The sequence below is a fragment of the Xenorhabdus lircayensis genome (assembly GCF_016306625.1).
Classification (GTDB): Bacteria; Pseudomonadota; Gammaproteobacteria; order Enterobacterales; family Enterobacteriaceae; genus Xenorhabdus; species Xenorhabdus lircayensis.
In genome coordinates, this window is record NZ_JACOII010000034.1 from 1 (window position 1) to 19,360 (window position 19,360).

Genomic DNA, 19,360 nt, shown 5'->3' on the forward strand with positions numbered 1-19,360 from the left:
GGGCGTACGACTGTAGTACTAGCCGCTATTTTGATTCGTATGGTCAACCCATTGAGCGTAAAGTGCGCGACAAGCCGCTGGAATAATCATTAACTTACTTGTTATTTATCTAGGCGTCTTAATGTTCAGGGAATGTGATAAGAGTCACAGAGGGAAATACAAGAACGCTTCATTACCGTAGCGGTGTTAATCGGTTATACCTCACGCTACTGCCAGAAGGTATCCTATGGGTATCCTAGAAAAAACTAAGGGGTCGCACTTTTGATGCAACCCCTTGATAATTCTGGTGGCCCCTGCTGGACTTGAACCAGCGACCAAGCGATTATGAGTCGCCTGCTCTAACCACTGAGCTAAGGGGCCATCGAAGTGGGAGGATTATACGGTACAGTTTGGTATTAGGTCTAGTCCCGAAAATTCATATGCGTATTTTATGTACAATAATCAGTATATTTTAACGTGTTTCAATCAATTGGAAGTCATCTAAAATTGTTTTTAGTGATGTTGGTTACCTTTCTAATAAAGTTTTCTGATTATTTAATGTGCTTTGGTCATACTCTAGCCAATAAAATCCGATTAGCACGGTTTTATTTCTCCTATTGATTTTCAACCGTTCTTATTATTTTCCCATAACAATACCTTAGTGAATCGATATGAATAAACATCACTTGTCGGTAGCGATTTTGGCCCATCACCAAATAGAAGATCTCTTTTTCTCATCTATCAGCCGAATGTATCAGCATATCAGCGAAGATGTCCGAGCCTATGTGACAGGCGTTGAAACTCACGCATTAAATTTTTTGCTGGTGACGGATAATCATGCTCAAACCGCAGAGGATTTGCAAAGGGGTATTCGGTTACTGAATGAGAGAAATGATGTCCCTTTTGCGATTTTTGCCGTAGAGCCAGATAGTCAAATTTTAGCGGTTCTCCAGCAGGCAGGGTTTGTGTTCGATGCTGATAGCATAACCACAGCTATGCGGCTTGATTTAATGAATTGGCAAATGAGCGATGTATCGGCTGGGAGATATGAAATTCAGTGTGTCGATCATTGTTTAGGTGATTGGGCAATCCCGATAGAAAGTGCATTTGAGACAGGCAGCCCTATCTCTGGGCAATATCAAAAATGTCATCAGGCGGCATTGGATGCAGGAAAATGTCTACAACATTACGCCTTGTATGTAGATGGTCAACCGAGCTGTGCTTTAACTTTATCAAGGTTAGATAATATCGTTCGCCTTGATGATATTGGTACGGTGGTAGAACAGCAGGGAAAGGGATACGCTTTTGCCTTGATCAATCATGTGTTGAACGAAGCCAGACAGCAGGGCGCGACAGCGTGCTATTTGGATGCCTCGTGTGACGGTAATGGATTGTATCAGCGAATTGGGTTTAAACTATTGTTTGAATATCAGGGATTTATCCGCGAGTAATAAAAAAGCGCCTGGAAACAGGCGCTTTTCAGGTTTATCAGCAAATTCGTTGATTAGTCATCAAGGAAGCTGCGCAGTACTTCAGAACGGCTTGGGTGGCGTAGTTTACGCAGTGCTTTTGCTTCGATCTGACGAATGCGTTCACGGGTTACATCGAATTGTTTGCCCACTTCTTCCAGTGTATGGTCAGTGTTCATATCGATACCAAAACGCATACGCAGAACTTTCGCTTCACGCGCGGTCAGGCCAGCCAGCACATCGTGAGTTGCAGAGCGCAGGCTTTCTGAAGTGGCAGAATCCAGCGGCAGTTCGAGAGTAGTATCCTCGATGAAATCGCCCAGATGTGAATCTTCATCATCACCTACTGGTGTCTCCATTGAGATTGGCTCTTTGGCGATTTTCAGTACCTTGCGGATTTTATCTTCAGGCATCAACATACGTTCTGCCAGTTCTTCCGGTGAAGGTTCACGACCCATTTCCTGCAACATCTGACGGGAAATACGATTGAGTTTGTTAATGGTCTCAATCATATGTACCGGGATACGGATGGTACGTGCCTGATCTGCGATAGAACGGGTGATGGCCTGACGGATCCACCATGTCGCGTAAGTTGAGAATTTGTAACCACGACGATATTCAAATTTATCAACCGCTTTCATCAGGCCAATATTACCTTCCTGAATCAAATCGAGGAATTGCAAGCCACGGTTGGTATATTTCTTCGCAATCGAAATAACCAGACGCAAGTTGGCTTCGACCATCTCTTTTTTCGCACGGCGGGCTTTTGCTTCACCGATTGACATGCGACGGTTGATATCTTTGACCTGTTCAATGGTCAGGCCAGTCTCTTCTTCGATTTGGCGTAACTTCTGCAAGCTACGCATAACTTCTTCTTCAATTTCCAGCAACTTATCAGACCATGGTTTGTTCATTGCTTTTGCAGCGGTGAACCATGTATCAGTGGTTTCATTGTCAGAGAACAGAGTGATGAAGTTTTTCTTCGGCATTTTGCACTGTTCAACACACATCTTCATGATTTGACGCTCTTGAAGACGCACACGATCCATCATGGAACGCATGTTGTTGACCAGATAATCAAACTGTTTTGGTACCAAACGGAACTGTTTGAATACCTCAGAGAGGGTCAATATTTCTGCTGCGGTATTTGGATGGCTGCGTCCGTGTTTCTTTATTGACTGACGGGTAGTTTCATATTGTTCACGCAGTTCCTGAAACTTCTGACGAGCCAATTCTGGATCGATGCTGTTATCATCTTCGCTGTCAGAATCATCATCCTGCTCTTCCTCACCCTCTTCGTCATTGTTATCAAGCTCTTCCTGAGGAAGTTCTGAGCCAACGTGAGTGGCTGTTGGTGCAAGATCTTCTTCTGCATTAGGATCAACGAAACCCGTGATCAAATCGGACAGGCGGCTTTCACCGGCTTCGACGCGGTCGTACTGCTCCAGCAGGTAGGTAATCGCTTCAGGGTATTCGGCAACGGAGCACTGTACTTGGTTGATGCCATCTTCAATGCGCTTTGCAATGTCAATCTCACCTTCGCGAGTCAGTAGCTCCACTGTACCCATTTCACGCATGTACATGCGAACTGGATCGGTGGTACGACCGATTTCTGACTCGACACTGGATAATACTTGCGCAGCCGCTTCCGCCGCGTCTTCATCGGTGTCGTTTGTGTTTTCTGCCAACATGAGATCATCAGCATCAGGTGCTTCTTCCATTACCTGAATGCCCATGTCATTGATCATTTGGATGATATCTTCTATCTGATCAGAATCGACGATATCTTCCGGCAGATGGTCATTGACCTCAGCATAGGTCAGATAGCCTTGCTCCTTACCTCGGGTGACAAGTAGCTTTAGCTGTGACTGCGGGTTTTGCTCCATAAGACGGTATCCACACTTCAGAGTATTGGTTGGTGTCGGTCGGCGAAACAAATATGCCAACAATAACATTTAGGGGCGTTTACACTGTATTGCCGCTGCCCACAATAGCGGCAATCGTAGGGCTGTCTCCCTACCTAATGCGGCATTTAAGCCGTGAATTCTGTGCCTGTGATCTTAAATCTTGGTTTAGAACCTGTTTCATCAAGCTATATTTTCATCAAGCTATATTACGAACATAAACGCATTGAGTAAGCGAGCTAAGTAATATAGTCTGTAAGCAATATAGTCTTGTTGAGGCAGATTCTTATTTCCTCGCACCGGATTCCGTAATTAACCGGACTTCTTCGCGCTCTTCTGGTGTCAGACCTTCAGTTCTCTCTTTGGCAATCAGAAAGTTAAAACGTTCATCAAGTGCTGACGCGAAAAGATGGTTCAACGCATCACTGAAAGTTTTTTCAGCAATCTCTTCTACCTGTATATCGTTCCACGCAGCGAGTTTTTCAAGCTGTTTTGCGTAATTATTATCGCGATACTGCTCCAAAAGTTGCCCAGTTGTTAAACCTGGTTGGGCAAGGCACGCGTCGACAAGCTCTATGAATAACGGTAACCCCGCTATCTGAGCAGAAAACATTCCCTGTAATGAAGGAACTAATGTCGCTAAATGCGGATTCTGTACCAGCAATGCGATAAGGATACGCATTGTTGTTGGTTTCAGTTTTAGCGCCTGATATGTACTGGTATCTTTTTTGACAAGTTTTGCCAAAGATCGTTCCAATTGTGCTGTATCAGGTATGCCAAGTAGTTTTCCAATTTCTTGGAGCAGATAGATCCGCAATGCTTCCCCTGGAACCTGGCTAATCAGTGGCATGGCAAGCGAACTGATTTTGGTTGCACCTTCAGGGGTACTCAAATCTACTTGTGGCAATAGAGACTCAAACAAGAATTCAGATAAAGTTAATGCCTTTTCCATTTTCTGCTCGAAAGCCTCTCGCCCTTCTTTGCGAACCAGTGAATCTGGATCTTCGCCATCAGGCAAGAACATAAAACGTAACTGCCGACCATCATTCAGATAGGGCAGCGCCGTTTCCAGTGCGCGCCATGCGGCATCACGGCCAGCGCGGTCGCCATCGTAACAACAGATGACACTATCCGTTGTCCGAAAAAGTAACTGAATATGTTCGGCTGTTGTGGATGTTCCCAGTGACGCCACGGCATAGTCAATGCCAAACTGGGCCAGCGCGACAACATCCATATAACCTTCAACCACCAATAGTTTTGAAGGCGTATTGTGGTTCTGTTGTGCTTCAAAAAGACCATATAATTGGCGGCCTTTATGGAAAATTTCTGTTTCCGGTGAGTTCAGGTACTTGGGAAGCGCATCTCCCAGCACTCTGCCGCCGAATGCAATCACACGACCACGGCGATCGCGAATGGGAAACATCACACGTTCGCGGAAACGGTCATAAGTCCGACCATTGTCGTTCGTGACCAGCATTCCCGCATCGTTTAGCTGTTTGCGATCTTCCTCGTTATGGGCAAACCGTTTTAGGGCGTTATCCCATCCCGCTGGCGCAAAACCAATAGCGAAACGCTGAGTGATCTCTTCACTGAGACCCCGCTGAGCCAGATATTGCCGGGCTGACTGGGCTCCGGGTGTATTCAGTGAACGCTGATAGAAGCTGTTGAGCTTATCCATCAGTTGATAAAGATTTTGCCTTTGGTGGCGTTCTATTTGACCGCCGCCGGAGCCTGCTTCGTAGGGCACTTCCAGCCCGTGCATCGCTGCCAGTTCTTCGATGGATTCGACAAAGTCTAATCGGTCATAATTCATCAAAAAATCAATCGCATTGCCATGCGCACTACAACCGAAGCAATGGTAAAACTGTTTATCGCCATTAACAGTAAATGAAGGGGTTTTTTCGTTATGAAAAGGACAACACGCTTGATGGTTTTTGCCTTTCTTTTTGAGAGGCACCCTAACATCGATCAAATCAATGATATCGGTTCTTGCTAATAAGTCATTGATAAATGCGCGTGGAATTCGTCCAGCCATAAGCCCTTTTACGCCTGTTGATGAACGAGAATAAGCCGCGCTTTCTCTGGGAAAGCACGGCCTTTAACTGCAGTAGTTTGTTAATACAACCACTAAGCGGATTGACCGCAAGGATTAGTACAAACGAGTGCGGCGTGCGTTTTCACGAGCTAGTTTCTTAGCATGACGCTTAACAGCAGAAGCTTTAGCGCGTTTGCGCTCAGTCGTTGGTTTCTCATAGAATTCACGACGACGAACTTCTGCTAATACGCCTGCTTTTTCGCAAGAACGCTTAAAGCGACGCAGTGCTACGTCAAATGGCTCGTTTTCACGTACTTTAATTACTGGCATGTGCCTCTCACCTCAATAGAAATCGGGTTTGTCGCTGGCGCGATAGTGCCAGCCGTCTTTAAAATGGTGCGGAATTTTACTTCAATGAACACGGCTTTGTAAAGTGCCGAGGAAAATTGAAACCTACAACGCCACGGATTATAGGATGCTTTGTTTGTATATCAGACAAGCAGCCTGACGCCAGCGTTATTAACATTAACCACACAGGATATTCAAGTAGGGCGTTGATTATAGACTAAACAGAAAAAATAGCCAGCACGTAATGGATTCAGTGAGGGGAATGTTGATGTGAAAAGTGCTTGTTAGCAAGGGGTTAAACAGATAGAGGCGCACGAATGCATATAGGGGGTGTATAAACATAGAGGTACATAAATAGATAGTATTGTATAGATAGTGTTACACTGACATCCGTTGAGAGGAATACGAATGTATAGTGACAAAAAACAACGAGACGAACGAATAACGAGACGAATAGTGCAATGCGAGTTTTAGGTATAGAAACGTCTTGCGATGAAACCGGAATCGCAATTTATGATGATAAAGCCGGTCTACTAGCCAATCAATTGTACAGTCAGGTCAAGCTGCATGCTGATTATGGCGGTGTTGTGCCTGAACTGGCGTCCCGTGACCACATTCGTAAAACGGTTCCCTTGATTCAGGCGGCTTTGCAGGAAGCGGGCCTGACGAATAAAGATATTGATGCCGTTGCTTACACTGCGGGGCCTGGTTTGGTCGGTGCGTTGCTGGTTGGTGCAACCATCGGGCGTTCACTGGCATTTGCGTGGGATGTACCGGCTATTCCTGTGCACCATATGGAAGGTCATTTGCTGGCACCCATGCTGGAAGAAAATAGCCCTGAGTTTCCTTTTGTTGCCTTACTGGTTTCTGGCGGTCATACCCAGCTTATTAGTGTGACGGGTATCGGTGAGTATAAACTGTTGGGTGAATCTGTTGACGATGCGGCAGGCGAGGCTTTCGACAAAACAGCAAAGCTGCTCGGATTGGACTATCCTGGCGGCCCAGTGCTTTCCCATATGGCGCAGCAAGGTAAGGCAGGACGTTTTGTTTTTCCACGCCCGATGACAGATCGTCCGGGGCTGGATTTCAGCTTCTCCGGCTTGAAAACGTTCGCTGCCAATACGATCCGTAATAACATTCATGGATATGATGTTGCTGAAGATGAGCAAACTAAGGCGGACATCGCCCGTGCATTTGAAGATGCGGTCGTAGATACGTTGGCGATTAAGTGCAAACGAGCGTTGGAACAGACGGGATTCAAACGTCTGGTGATGGCGGGCGGGGTTAGCGCAAACCGGACATTGCGTACCAAAATGAAGGCGTTAATGGGAAAGCTGGGAAGCGAAGTCTTCTATGCTCGCCCTGAATTCTGTACTGATAACGGGGCAATGATCGCACTGGCTGGTATGATCCGTTTGCAAGGTGGAGCTGCCGGTGAATTGGGCGTGACAGTAAAAGCACGCTGGCCGTTGGCGGATCTTCCTGCATTGCGAAAATAGTTATCTTAGCAGGAAGGAGCATTGAAATCCCTCCTTCCTGTTCTTATCTGCACACTTACTCCGCCGTCAAAACAATTTTCAGGACTTTTTCCTGTGCAGCGTTACCAAACACTTCATAGGCTGTTTCAATTTGACTCAATAGATAACGGTGAGTCACTAGTTTTTCGGGCGAAATTTTGCCGGATTGGACGCTTTTCAGCAGCAGAGGTGTGCTGTTTGTGTTGACCAGTCCGGTAGTGATAGTGATGTTCTTGATCCAAAGATCTTCCAGATGCAATTCAACCGATTTTCCGTGAACACCAACGTTAGCGATGTATCCACCAGCGGCGATGATATCCTGGCATATCTTGAATGTGGCGGGGATACCAACGCACTCAATCGCGACGTCTACACCAATGCCATCGGTGAGTTTCTGAATCTCTTCCACCACGTTTTGACGCGCTGGGTTGATGATTGTGTCAGCGCCAAACTGCTGGGCGACACGAAGGCGGTTCTCATCGGTATCAATCATAATGATATGTGCCGGAGAGTAAAATTGTGATGCCAGTAGTGCAGAAAGACCAACAGGACCTGAGCCAATCAGGGCGATGGTATGACCTGGTTGCACTCTGCCATTGATGACTCCGATTTCAAGCCCTGTCGGCAAGATGTCACTGAGCATTAATGCGGCCTCTTCATCTACACCTGCCGGCAGGCGGTGCAGGCTGTTATCGGCATGGGGGATGCGTACTTGTTCAGCTTGAGTGCCATCTATCTTATGCCCAAGGATCCAACCGCCATCTTCACAGTGTGAATAAAGCTGGCGTTTGCAATAATGGCAACTACCACAGACGGTGATACAGGAGATAATGACTTTATCACCCACTTTGATATTACGGACAGATTCCCCGACAGCTTCAACAATCCCAATACCCTCATGGCCCAAGATTCGGCCTTCGTTTACAGTTGGAACATCCCCTTTGAGGATATGCAGGTCTGTTCCGCAGATAGTGGTTTTGATGACGCGGACAATCGCATCGGTTGACTCAATGAGCTGGGGTAGAGATTTTTCTTCCCAGCGTTTTTTGCCTGCTCCGTGATAAACAAGTGCTTTCATATGCCCCTCCACGAGTTATAAATTGAAATAATGGGAATAATTCAACGTATCAAGAGACCGTAGTGTAGACTTAAATTTAGCTTATATTTTTCTTAACGCCCATGATAGTGAAGTAAATTTACTATTGGGTAATAACCGTTGGCTCATATAGGGGACTAATATAGGGAACTAGACGATATCTGAGTGCTTTGGGTCTCGATGGCTTCTGGTATTTGGTCGCATTGGAATAAAGCTATTTTCCTGAGTCATGACCAGTTTGTTTATCAATAGGATATCGAAGAGTTCATCTTCACCTTCTTCATCGGGTACTTCTTCATCGGGTAATTGTGGCATTCCTTCTCCTTAAATTTTGTAATGTATCTATGATAGGAGATTGGGGTGATAGTAATCCGTTGTTCTTGAATATTTCATCCATGATGTGTCGATTTCTCTGGCTGTAGTCTATAACCTGATTCACGTTATATTTTGGTAGCAAAGTCGGAACGATATGCTGTAAGTGCAGGCTAATACTTCTTTGTGAGGTTTTTATATATTCAAAGGGATTAGATGGGGTAGTGGGTATAGAGGAATTATGGAAGGAAGCCCCGTGTGGGGCTGTCTGCATCAATCGTCTTGTTGTTCCTGCTCTTTTGTAGCTTGAATTTTCTCTTTATCCGTCATTTCCTGTTTCTTTTTCAATTTCTGCCAGATGCGACTTTCCTGCCCTCGCCAAAGGCGCTGGAGATTGTCGTGGTGGCGTACTAAAACCAGACATGACAACATCGCGACAGGAAAGGTGAATTCAGGTTTGAACCACCAGACGTAGAAAGGAGCGATTAATGCGCTGACGATGGCACCTAATGAAGAATAGCCACTTAATAGCACGGTCATCAGCCATGTGCCTACGACTAACCCCATAAGATCCCAACCAATGGCAGCAATGGCACCGAAGGCAGTTGCTACTCCTTTACCCCCTTTGAAATGGAAGAAAATAGGGTAAATATGCCCCAGGCAGGCAGTAATGGCGATAATGCCTAAATAAAATGGGGGAACGCTGAATTTGTATGCCAGCCAAACCGGAATGAGTCCTTTTAGGACATCACAAACCAGTACTGCCAATGCAGCCCATTTACCACCAATACGCAGTACATTCGTTGCCCCAGGGTTGCCGGAACCATGCTGACGGGGATCGGGAAGCCCTGCCAAACGGCAGATCAATATCGCGCTGGATATAGAGCCACATAAGTACGCGAAGATGATCATGCCAAGCGCGATTGCACTCATAAGATATCTCCAATGAATAAGGGTCGTTTTCTTAAGTCTAACAATGGATAATACGCACATTTCGCCGGAAGTGGTATCTGGCGAACCGAAAAACGGGGAAAAGGTCGTGATGGATATCGTATTTATTGAAGAATTAGCGGTCATTACCACTATTGGTGTTTATGATTGGGAGCAAACGATTAAACAGAAATTAGTGTTCGATATCGAAATGGGATGGGATAACAAACGAGCCTCTTCCAGCGATAATGTTGAACACTGTCTGGATTATGCCAAGGTTAGCGAAGCCGTAATTAATCATGTGGAAAACCAGCGTTTTGCTTTGGTTGAACGGGTAGCAGAAGCAGTGGCAGATATCTTGCTGAATCAATTTCATTCACATTGGGTAAGGATCAAAGTCAGTAAACCAGGCGCAGTTGCACAGGCAAAAAGTGTAGGTGTGGTGATTGAGCGGAGCGCGAGTTAATTGGCGGGTTCTTCAAATAACTGCATTAAAAAAGCGTCCAAAATTGATGAATTATTCGGGACGCTTTTATTTATCATCAAAAACTAACCTACGGAACGTGGTTTCCAGTTTTCGATGGTAATGTGTCGCTGACGTTCTAATTCTGTGCGAATCTCAGCGCCCTGAAACCCACGGGCAATAACTTCTTGAACGCTCACTTGGCTGGCAATGGCAAATACCTTACGTAAATAATTTCCTTGAGGATAATTACCTTGTGGATAATTGCTGCTTTGTTGATGGGAAAATGTTTCCAATCCGGTGCATCCACGGGCATCTGCTTCGCTACAGATAATCAATTGCTCTATGCGTTGCGGTTTGCGCCAAGCGTCTACAGCATTAAACAAAGTCAGCAGGGCTTCCGGAGGTAATTGCTCTGCGGTATGTACCCAATCGTGATATTGCGTCACAATCGTGGCTAAGTCGCGCGCCGAGTTGGGAATGCGCAGTCGTTCGCACATTTGTTTCACTGGCATGATTCCGATATGGCTGCATAGTGAGGCGAAACGAATATCTGTCTCTTTGCTCAATTGGGTAGATATGTGCAAAACTTGCAATGAGTGAAGTCCTGCATCAAGTTCAACATGCGTTTTTTCCCGTAAAGGAACGCCAAACAAGTTATCAATCTCAGGAAAGAGTACTGCCAATGCACCGCAATCACGTAGAACCTGAAAGTAGATTTGTGGTGATTGTGATGTAAATGCCTTTTCAGTTTCTCGCCAAACTCGCTCTGGGGTCAATGACGACAACTCACTACTCGCCACCATTTTTGCGATGAGTGATTGAGTTTCCGGTGCAATTGAAAAGCCCAAATGAGCAAAGCGGGCGGCAAAGCGAGCTAAACGCAGCACCCGCAATGGATCTTCTGAAAACGCTGCTGAGACATGCCGCAGAGTGCGATTTTTGAGGTCTTTGGCACCATGATAAGGATCGATTAATTCACCTTCAGGCGTTTGTGCAATCGCGTTAATCGTCAAATCACGACGCAGCAGATCTTCTTCCAGCGTTACATCGGGAGCGGCATAACAGGTAAAACCGGTATATCCCTGACCTGATTTTCTTTCTGTGCGTGCCAGCGCATATTCTTCATGGGTTCTAGGGTGCAGGAAAACAGGGAAATCCTTCCCAACCTGTTGATACCCCTGTGATAGAAGTTTCTCTGGATTGCCTCCAACGACAACCCAGTCTCTTTCAGTCACAGGCAGCCCCAATAATTGATCGCGAACTGCGCCGCCAACCAAATAGACTTTCACTCTCACTTCCTTACAATCAGCTCATCCAGCGATCTTTATTTTTACGGCGTGGAATAATGTGCGGCAATATCAGACCCAAAATCAGACCAATACCCGCAACGCCACCGCCATACGTAAACCATTGTAAGATAATTTCTCTTTGTTTATCATCCAGCTGTAAATTGGCCATTTCTACCTTTTTCTCAGCCACTGTCAATTTATTCTGGAGTTGAGCATTCTCTTTTTTCAGATCATTGATGATCTTATCGCTGGTAGCTACTTTGTTTTGCAACTCTGCGGTACGTTTATTCCACTTATTGTCAATATCCGCCAGATTATCGGTCAGCGTTTTGATCTTCTGCTCCATGGCGGGAATACGTTCACGCAGGCTGGGAATATTACTGAGTTCACTTGAAAGGATCCAGTTTGTACGCCCTTTGTAGTCTTTCACCTGTAAGAAGCCATTTTCTGGTTTTGGGCTGAGTAAGGTGACTTCCTCCCCGGCATTCAATGAGCCAGTGATGCGGTTTTGAATGCTTGGGCCGCTACGAATGTAAGCGGATAGCTCATCAGAAACATAACGTTTTTCTTCAGCCTGTACGGCTAATGGAAGTGTAAAACCCAGTAACAGGATAAATAATTGATGTAGTTTTTGCATTCTGTGTTCAACTGTTCTCTGTGTATGGACTAATCGTGATTCAAACTACTCAAACGATAGTAAAGAGTTAAGTTTGCGGGTGCAATCAGTAAACCAGAATGAAGGCGATATCAACTGACTGAATACAGACCTTGTTAGGGTTTTTTTGGCGAAGTGTGCATGATGATTGTTGAGATAACACCCTATTGTGGTTTATTTTTCTTTTTTGCGAAAGAAAGTGTAAACAGAGTTAAGAAAAAATTCTGTTATATGAATTGAGGAATAAAAAATATGGGTTCTGTTGAAATAGAATTGAAATTATCTGTGAAGCTTGATGTGATACCGGCAGTTCGTCAGCAGTTATTTCAGTTTCCTCATCATTACACTTCACCACAACACCTGGCTAATATTTACTTTGAGACGCCCGATAATCAATTGCGACGTTGGGATATGGGGCTGCGTATTCGTGGTTTTGAGGGGCACTATGAGATGACCATTAAAACCGCAGGTAAGGTGGTTGGTGGATTGCACCAGCGTCCTGAATTCAATGTACCTCTGCGCCATCCTGAATTAGATTTAGCCCTGTTTCCCGCTCATATCTGGCCTGAAAACACCGATGTTGCACATTTACAGGCTCAATTGATCGAATTATTTAGCACCGATTTTACCCGTGAAAAATGGCTCGTATCCCATGGACAAAGCGAAATTGAAGTGGTGTTGGATCAAGGGGCGATTTGCTCTGGAAATAAACGTTCTGGCGAACATTTTTCACCCATTTGTGAATTTGAACTGGAGCTAAAAAGCGGGAATGTCACCGATATTTTGTCGCTGGCGGATAAACTGGCATCACAAGATGGCCTGCGTTTGGCGAATAAAAGCAAGGCCGAGCGGGGATATGCGCTTGTTCATGGTTCATCGCATAAAGCATTACCCAGTGTACCTGACGAGTTGGAATGGCAGCAGCCGTTGTCTGTGCTTTTACCTGAAATTCTGGCGCAATGGCAGGAACAGGAGGAAGGATGGCTGGCGGGTTTGGTTGAAGGTAAAACAGGATTGGTGCAGATTTTTCAGTGGGTGATGCGGCTGACTGAAAAACAGGCCGAACATTTGCCAGCGCTTGGTTTATTGCCTGATTTATTGCCTGAATTGAAGGAGGCTTTATCTGCTGCTGGTGCAGAAGCTGAAACGTTGTGTTACAGCGCCTCATGGCTGCAATGTAAGCTAGCGTTAACTCAATGGTTGATGGTTCAGTTTCGATAAGCTTTCTCTATTACAGTCGTAAACGGTAATCAAGGAAAACCCAGTTATGTTGCCACTTTCATCGCCTTTAGCACAACAATTACAACATATCGTTGTGAATCTTCAGCCATTAGAGGGAACGGTAGCGTCCTTTACACCTCATGAACAGGCTGTGTTGTCATTGAGTGATTTTGTGGCAGAAAATTTACTGTCACATCCTGCATGGTTAGAGGATATCCGTCAGAATCCCCCTCAGGCGGAGGAGTGGCAATATTATTCCGATTGGTTAACACAAGTGTTAGCTACGGCAAATGATGAAAATGGCTTGATGAGGGGTTTACGTCTGTTCCGTCACCGAATGCTGGTCAGGATAGCATGGTCGCAGGCATTGCAAAGCAGTACCACAGAGCAAACATTGCAGCAATTAAGTATGCTGGCTGAAATCTTGATTGTGGCAGCCCGCGACTGGCTTTACCTGCGTTGCTGTCAGGATTGGGGTACGCCCACTAATCGTGATGGCGTGGTACAACCGCTGTTAATTCTGGGGATGGGCAAGCTGGGAGGCGGAGAGCTCAATTTTTCCTCTGATATCGATCTCATTTTTGCTTATCCAGAAAATGGCGTAACCCAAGGTGGTCGTCGCGAAATGGATAATTCCCAATTTTTTACTCGATTGGGACAGAAGTTGATTAAGGCGCTGGATCAACAAACCGTGGACGGATTTGTTTATCGTGTGGACATGAGATTACGTCCATTTGGTGATAGTGGGCCTTTGGTATTCAGCTTTCCGGCGTTGGAAGATTATTATCAGGAACAGGGGCGTGACTGGGAGCGTTACGCACTGGTTAAAGCGCGTATTTTGGGGCATGACGAGCAGACCTATTGTCAGGAGTTGCGCCAGATGTTGCGACCGTTTGTTTTCCGCCGTTATATCGATTTCAGTGTGATTCAATCCTTGCGCAATATGAAGGGCATGATTGAGCGGGAAGTCCGCCGTCGGGGATTAAAAGATAATATTAAACTGGGCGCGGGCGGGATCCGTGAAATCGAGTTTATCACCCAGGTCTTTCAGCTTATTCGCGGGGGAAGGGAGCCGAACCTGCAATTCCGTTCATTGCTGCCGACATTAAATGCCATCGAAGATTTGGCTTTATTGGCACCAGAACAGGTGAAGCAGCTGGCAGAAAGTTACCTATTCTTACGTCGGCTTGAAAACCTGCTGCAATCGATTCGTGACCAACAAACACAAACCTTACCGGATAATGCACTGGATCGCGCCCGCTTGGCTTGGGGAATGGATTTTGCCGATTGGGATGGGTTGATGATCGAAACTGAACGAAAAATGAGTGCGGTACGAGGTATTTTCCAGCAATTGATAGGCGATGAAACGGATGAAAATGGCGAAGAAGCCAGCCATGTGCCGTTTAAGAGTTTATGGTTGGAAGCTTTGAACAGAGATGAACTCATCTCACTGGTTCCTCATTTTGATGAGATGGAAGCCCAGAAAATGCTCGATGTCATTGGCCTTTTCCGTCAAGACGTCAGTAAACGTACCATCGGCCCGCGGGGACGGGATGTGCTTGACCAATTGATGCCGCGCTTGTTGGCTAAAATTGGGGCACGGGAAGATGCCAATACCGTTTTGGCGCGGATTATTCCCCTGTTACTCAGCATCGTCAGCCGGACGCCTTATCTGGAACTGATGCTGGAATCAGAGCAGGTCATGATTCATGTTATCCGCCTGTGTGCCGCTTCCCCGATGATAGCCAGCCAGCTTACTCACCATCCATTGTTGCTGGATGAACTACTCGATCCTAAATCGTTGTATCAGCCGTTACTGATGGAAGCCTATCGCGACGAACTTTATCAATATTTGTTGCGCATCCCTGAGGATGATGAGGAGCAATTGCTGGAGGCATTGCGTCAATTTAAGCAAGCTCAATTATTGCGGATCGCGGCAGAAGATATTGCAGGTGTCCTGCCTGTGATGAAAGTAAGTGATCACCTAACTTATCTGGCGGAAGCCATTATCGGGGCTGTTGTGCAGCAGGCATGGAACCAGATGGTGAAACGCTATGGTGTTCCCGCTCATTTATCCCAGCAGCAAGGATTGGGTTTTGCCATCATCGGTTATGGCAAGCTGGGAGGCTGGGAACTTGGCTATGGTTCTGATTTGGATCTGGTGTTCTTGTTGGATTGTCCAATGGATGTGATGACTGACGGCGATCGCTCGATTGATGCCCGCCAGTTTTATTTGCGCCTTGCCCAACGCATCATTCACTTGTTCAGTACCCGAACGGCGTCGGGGGTACTGTATGACGTTGATGCCCGTTTGCGTCCATCTGGCGAAGCGGGAATGCTGGTCAGTACCCTTGAAGCCTTCGATGATTACCAGAAAAATGAAGCTTGGACTTGGGAGCATCAGGCGTTGATTCGGGCGCGTATGGTTTTTGGTGATGAGAAAATGCGCGGTGATTTTGAACGCATTCGCCGTGAAACGTTATGTCTTCCCCGCGAGCCCGATCTTCTGCACCAGCAAGTGCGTGAAATGCGGGAGAAAATGTATCGACATTTGGGCAGCCATCAACCGGATCAATTTGATATTAAGGCTGATCCGGGCGGGATCACCGATATTGAATTTATTGCTCAGTATCAGGTGCTACGCTATGCACCGGAAAATGCCAATCTGACTCGCTGGTCTGACAATGTGCGAATTTTCGAATTAATGGCGAACCATAATATTATGGATGAGCAGGAGGCGATGGCATTGACGCAGGCTTACATTACCATGCGTGATGAACTGCATCATCTTGCCTTGCAGACGTTATCCAGCTGTGTTTCAGCCGAGCATTTCAGCCATCAGCAGGCATTAGTGCGCGATAGCTGGCAGAAGTGGCTTGGTGGTTGACCTTGGCTAATAATCGCTGGAATCGTCGCTTTTCCTGATGGATTTTGCTGGTCTTTCGTCTGGTTATGGTAATATCCGCAACAGTTTATTTTGCTATTTGGAGCATGGGATGAAAGTAACACTCCCTGATTTTCACCGCGCAGGTGTTTTGGTTGTTGGCGACGTTATGTTAGACCGCTATTGGTACGGCCCAACCAGCCGCATTTCACCGGAAGCACCGGTTCCCGTGGTTAAGGTGGAAACTATTGAAGAGCGTCCTGGTGGGGCGGCTAACGTTGCCATGAATATCGCGTCATTGGGTGCGAATTCACGTTTGATAGGTTTGACAGGGGTTGATGATGCTGCGCGAGCATTGAATGAAAAACTCAGTAGCGTGAAAGTCCAATGTGATTTTGTTCCTGTTCCAACTCATCCAACCATCACGAAACTGCGTGTTTTATCGCGTAACCAGCAATTGCTCCGTCTGGACTTTGAAGAAGGCTTCCAGAATGTGGATGCTCAACCGATGCTGGAGAAAATTCAACAATCCTTGCCGCATATTGGGGCGTTGGTACTGTCGGATTACGCCAAGGGCGCACTGAATCAAGTTCAGGCAATGATTAAGCTGGCCAATGAAGCCAATGTTCCTGTACTTATCGATCCTAAGGGCAGCGATTTTGAGCGCTATCGTGGTGCAACGCTGCTCACGCCAAATATGTCAGAATTTGAAGCGGTCGTGGGGCACTGCAAAGATGATGATGATCTGGTGCAGAAGGGCACAAAACTGGTACAGGATTTGGAACTGAAAGCGTTGCTGATCACACGTTCTGAGCGAGGCATGAGCCTGCTGCGAGTCGGTCAACCACCTTTACACCTGCCGACTCAGGCACAAGAAGTTTTTGATGTTACTGGTGCAGGAGATACCGTGATTGGCGTGCTGGCAACGGCACTTGCCGCAGGCAAACCGCTGAATGAGGCTTGCTATCTTGCTAATGCGGCAGCGGGCGTGGTTGTTGGCAAACTGGGGACTTCTACTGTTTCTTCTGTAGAACTGGAAAACGCAGTACGTGGACGTGCCGAAACCGGATTTGGTGTGATGAGCGAACATCAACTGAAAGACGTCGTCGCACAGGCTCGTCAGCGCGGTGAACGCATCGTTATGACCAATGGTTGTTTCGACATCCTTCATGCTGGGCATGTTTCTTACCTCTCCAACGCGCGCAAATTAGGCGATCGCTTAATCGTTGCCGTCAATAGTGATGCTTCTACCAAACGGCTGAAAGGCGAAACTCGTCCGGTGAATCCACTGGAGCAGCGCATGATTGTGCTATCTGCATTGGAATCGGTGGATTGGGTCGTGGAGTTTGAAGAAGATACGCCTCAACGTTTAATTGCGGGTATCTTGCCGGATATTTTGGTCAAAGGCGGCGATTACAAGCCAGAAGAAATTGCCGGTAGCGAAGAAGTTTGGGCGGCGGGTGGAGAAGTTAAAGTATTAAACTTCGAAGATGGTATTTCAACGACCAATATCATCAAAACTATTAAGCGCCAGTAAGTTTGACATCATGTGCCGTTATGTTGCTTTGGAAGCATAACGGCATAGATTGACCCATTCATTCAGTGAATTGACCGTTATTTTTTCTCTCAATAAAACAAAAATGAATAATTTACTCCAAATAAATAATAATTATGATAATGGATTATCTATTTTATTATTTATGAAGGGCTTATGGAAATATTTAAATTTGTGATCTTGTCTGTATTATTATTGCCTTTTTATGTATCAGCTAAAATATCCCCACTCACATTAGACGATTGCAAGAAAATGGAATTAGCGAACGTGATAACAAAAAACAATCCAATTCCTTGTAATAGATTAAATGTCGTTAATTTCAAATATGTTGATTTTTCAGGAAACGAAAATGCCGGGAAAGTCATCGTTCTTGATATATTTTCCCCACAAGTTGAGAATATTTTTAACGAGTTATTAGCAGCCAAATTTCCGATACACAAAGCATTAGCAATAGAGCATTATAATGGTGATGATAAAGCTTCAATGCGTGATAATAATTCATCGGCATTTAATGGCAGAAAAATAACAGGGGCGTCATCATGGTCAAAACATGCGTATGGTGCGGCCATAGACCTCAATCCATTACAGAACCCATTATTAGGTTTCAACCAACATGGTGCTCCCTATGTTCTACCCGAAGAAAGCACAGAAAAATATTTAAATAGAATAGAAAAAAGACCTGGAAAAGTGGTTAGAGAAGGGATGTCAGAAGAAATCCTTGATATATTCTTATCAAATGGTTTTATGCGATGGGGTGGTTATTGGGATACACCAATAGATTACCAACATTTTGAAGTAGGAAGTATAGATTTTATTGAAGACTTATTGAAAAAACCATTATCCATAGCAAGAGAAGAATTTAAAAACTATGGAGGTAAATATCAGGCGTGTATGAAAAATATAACGCCAAATAACATCGACTCCATCAGAGCGATATGCATAGAGAAAAATATAAGATAATAAATATATATTCAATAGTACTTAGAGCCTATCCGATTAGGCGCTTAATCTTCATTCTATGGAGGAGAACTGGGCTACAGTAGCGATTCTCCTCACATAATTTTTCCTCACACAATTATTCAGACTGCTCCGTTTTTTTGTCTGATCCTTCGAGGCGAGCTTCCAGTTCATTCAAGCGTTGTTCCATGACGACTAATTTTTCACGGGTACGCAGCAGGACTTGTGTCTGAACATCAAATTCTTCACGATTGACGAGATCCAGCTTGCTCAGTTGGGATTGCAGAACGGTACGCAATTTTTTTTCTACGTCATCACCAAACTCTTTAACACCTTTCGGCATGGCATTGTGGATTTGGCGGGCAATTTGTTCAATTTTCTTTGGATCGAGCATGATGATCATCCTTTTATGACATAACTGTGTTTTATAACGTAACTGTGTTGACAGTATTTTAGTACCTGATGGCGAAAGCATAAATGATCGCGAGCTAGGTTTCATGTTTGATTTTGTTGATTGCTCCTACAGATTATTAACGCTATAGTGAAATTGTTTATCTCAGGGCAGGGTGAAAGTCCCTACCGGCGGTAACATGAAATGATCAAATGGTTATTTTATGAAGCCCGCGAGCGCTTTGTTTGCAGTTATCCTTAGAGGGATAAAACAGAGGTCAGCAGATCCAGTGTGATTCTGGAGCCGACGGTTATAGTCCGGATGGGAGAGAATAACAGCATCAATCGAGTGC

At 45.5% G+C, this 19,360-nt stretch carries 16 protein-coding genes, 1 tRNA gene and 1 riboswitch; of the genes, 7 read left to right on the forward strand and 10 right to left on the reverse strand.

Annotated features, from left to right (window positions below; all coding sequences use genetic code 11):
- Window positions 1-284 precede the first annotated feature (284 nt).
- Window positions 285-360, reverse strand: a tRNA-Ile gene (locus H8A87_RS08825).
- Between the two features lie 290 nt (window positions 361-650).
- Between H8A87_RS08825 and H8A87_RS08830 the strand changes: the two genes are divergently transcribed.
- Window positions 651-1,430, forward strand: coding sequence for a GNAT family N-acetyltransferase (locus H8A87_RS08830; RefSeq protein ID WP_198689605.1), 780 nt, complete (start codon window positions 651-653; stop codon window positions 1,428-1,430).
- A gap of 53 nt (window positions 1,431-1,483) precedes the next feature.
- On the opposite strand, the gene rpoD is transcribed toward H8A87_RS08830, so the two are convergent.
- The 3 genes from rpoD to rpsU all read right to left on the reverse strand — a co-directional run bounded on the left by rpoD (window position 1,484) and on the right by rpsU (window position 5,717).
- Window positions 1,484-3,334: an RNA polymerase sigma factor RpoD gene (rpoD, locus tag H8A87_RS08835; protein WP_198689606.1), complete on the reverse strand. Its 1,851-nt coding sequence runs from the start codon at window positions 3,332-3,334 to the stop codon at window positions 1,484-1,486.
- Between the two features lie 304 nt (window positions 3,335-3,638).
- Window positions 3,639-5,387, reverse strand: a complete 1,749-nt coding sequence (gene dnaG, locus H8A87_RS08840) for a DNA primase (protein WP_198689607.1) — start codon at window positions 5,385-5,387, stop codon at window positions 3,639-3,641.
- 114 nt (window positions 5,388-5,501) lie between these two features.
- On the reverse strand, window positions 5,502-5,717 hold the full coding sequence (gene rpsU, locus H8A87_RS08845) for a 30S ribosomal protein S21 (protein ID WP_001144069.1): 216 nt from the start codon (window positions 5,715-5,717) through the stop codon (window positions 5,502-5,504).
- Between the two features lie 479 nt (window positions 5,718-6,196).
- Here rpsU and tsaD point away from each other — a divergent pair, with 479 nt between their 5' ends.
- Complete coding sequence (gene tsaD, locus H8A87_RS08850; protein WP_198689608.1) at window positions 6,197-7,234, forward strand: tRNA (adenosine(37)-N6)-threonylcarbamoyltransferase complex transferase subunit TsaD; 1,038 nt, start codon at window positions 6,197-6,199, stop codon at window positions 7,232-7,234.
- A 55-nt stretch (window positions 7,235-7,289) separates the two neighbouring features.
- On the opposite strand, the gene H8A87_RS08855 is transcribed toward tsaD, so the two are convergent.
- From H8A87_RS08855 to plsY, 3 genes are all read right to left on the reverse strand, one after another.
- The gene (locus H8A87_RS08855) at window positions 7,290-8,330 is read right to left on the reverse strand and encodes a zinc-dependent alcohol dehydrogenase family protein (protein WP_198689609.1); all 1,041 of its coding nucleotides are present in this window, start codon (window positions 8,328-8,330) and stop codon (window positions 7,290-7,292) included.
- Window positions 8,331-8,498: 168 nt separating this feature from the next.
- Complete coding sequence (locus H8A87_RS08860; protein WP_198689610.1) at window positions 8,499-8,663, reverse strand: hypothetical protein; 165 nt, start codon at window positions 8,661-8,663, stop codon at window positions 8,499-8,501.
- A 270-nt stretch (window positions 8,664-8,933) separates the two neighbouring features.
- Window positions 8,934-9,593, reverse strand: coding sequence for a glycerol-3-phosphate 1-O-acyltransferase PlsY (gene plsY, locus H8A87_RS08865; RefSeq protein ID WP_198689611.1), 660 nt, complete (start codon window positions 9,591-9,593; stop codon window positions 8,934-8,936).
- 109 nt (window positions 9,594-9,702) lie between these two features.
- On the opposite strand from plsY, the gene folB reads away from it, so the two are divergent.
- Window positions 9,703-10,056 (forward strand): bifunctional dihydroneopterin aldolase/7,8-dihydroneopterin epimerase, encoded by a 354-nt coding sequence (folB, locus tag H8A87_RS08870; RefSeq protein WP_198689744.1) that lies wholly within the window; start codon window positions 9,703-9,705, stop codon window positions 10,054-10,056.
- Between the two features lie 83 nt (window positions 10,057-10,139).
- Here folB and H8A87_RS08875 read toward each other — a convergent pair whose 3' ends face one another.
- Together H8A87_RS08875 and H8A87_RS08880 are read right to left on the reverse strand one after the other, a co-directional pair.
- Window positions 10,140-11,345, reverse strand: coding sequence for a multifunctional CCA addition/repair protein (locus H8A87_RS08875; protein ID WP_198689612.1), 1,206 nt, complete (start codon window positions 11,343-11,345; stop codon window positions 10,140-10,142).
- Window positions 11,346-11,361: 16 nt separating this feature from the next.
- Window positions 11,362-11,982, reverse strand: a complete 621-nt coding sequence (locus H8A87_RS08880; protein WP_198689613.1) for a TIGR04211 family SH3 domain-containing protein — start codon at window positions 11,980-11,982, stop codon at window positions 11,362-11,364.
- Window positions 11,983-12,252: 270 nt separating this feature from the next.
- Between H8A87_RS08880 and H8A87_RS08885 the strand changes: the two genes are divergently transcribed.
- The 4 genes from H8A87_RS08885 (at window position 12,253) to H8A87_RS08900 (ending at window position 18,620) form a co-directional block, all read left to right on the forward strand.
- Entirely contained in the window at window positions 12,253-13,221 is a 969-nt protein-coding gene (locus H8A87_RS08885; protein WP_198689614.1) for a CYTH domain-containing protein, read from the forward strand.
- Window positions 13,222-13,267: 46 nt separating this feature from the next.
- Window positions 13,268-16,108 (forward strand): bifunctional [glutamate--ammonia ligase]-adenylyl-L-tyrosine phosphorylase/[glutamate--ammonia-ligase] adenylyltransferase, encoded by a 2,841-nt coding sequence (gene glnE, locus H8A87_RS08890; RefSeq protein ID WP_198689615.1) that lies wholly within the window; start codon window positions 13,268-13,270, stop codon window positions 16,106-16,108.
- A 109-nt stretch (window positions 16,109-16,217) separates the two neighbouring features.
- On the forward strand, window positions 16,218-17,642 hold the full coding sequence (gene hldE, locus H8A87_RS08895; RefSeq protein WP_198689616.1) for a bifunctional D-glycero-beta-D-manno-heptose-7-phosphate kinase/D-glycero-beta-D-manno-heptose 1-phosphate adenylyltransferase HldE: 1,425 nt from the start codon (window positions 16,218-16,220) through the stop codon (window positions 17,640-17,642).
- Window positions 17,643-17,816: 174 nt separating this feature from the next.
- Window positions 17,817-18,620, forward strand: coding sequence for a M15 family metallopeptidase (locus tag H8A87_RS08900; protein ID WP_198689617.1), 804 nt, complete (start codon window positions 17,817-17,819; stop codon window positions 18,618-18,620).
- Window positions 18,621-18,735: 115 nt separating this feature from the next.
- On the opposite strand, the gene ubiK is transcribed toward H8A87_RS08900, so the two are convergent.
- Window positions 18,736-19,011, reverse strand: coding sequence for a ubiquinone biosynthesis accessory factor UbiK (gene ubiK / locus H8A87_RS08905; RefSeq protein ID WP_198689618.1), 276 nt, complete (start codon window positions 19,009-19,011; stop codon window positions 18,736-18,738).
- Window positions 19,012-19,165: 154 nt separating this feature from the next.
- Window positions 19,166-19,345, forward strand: a riboswitch (FMN riboswitch).
- The last annotated feature ends 15 nt before the right edge of the window (window positions 19,346-19,360 follow it).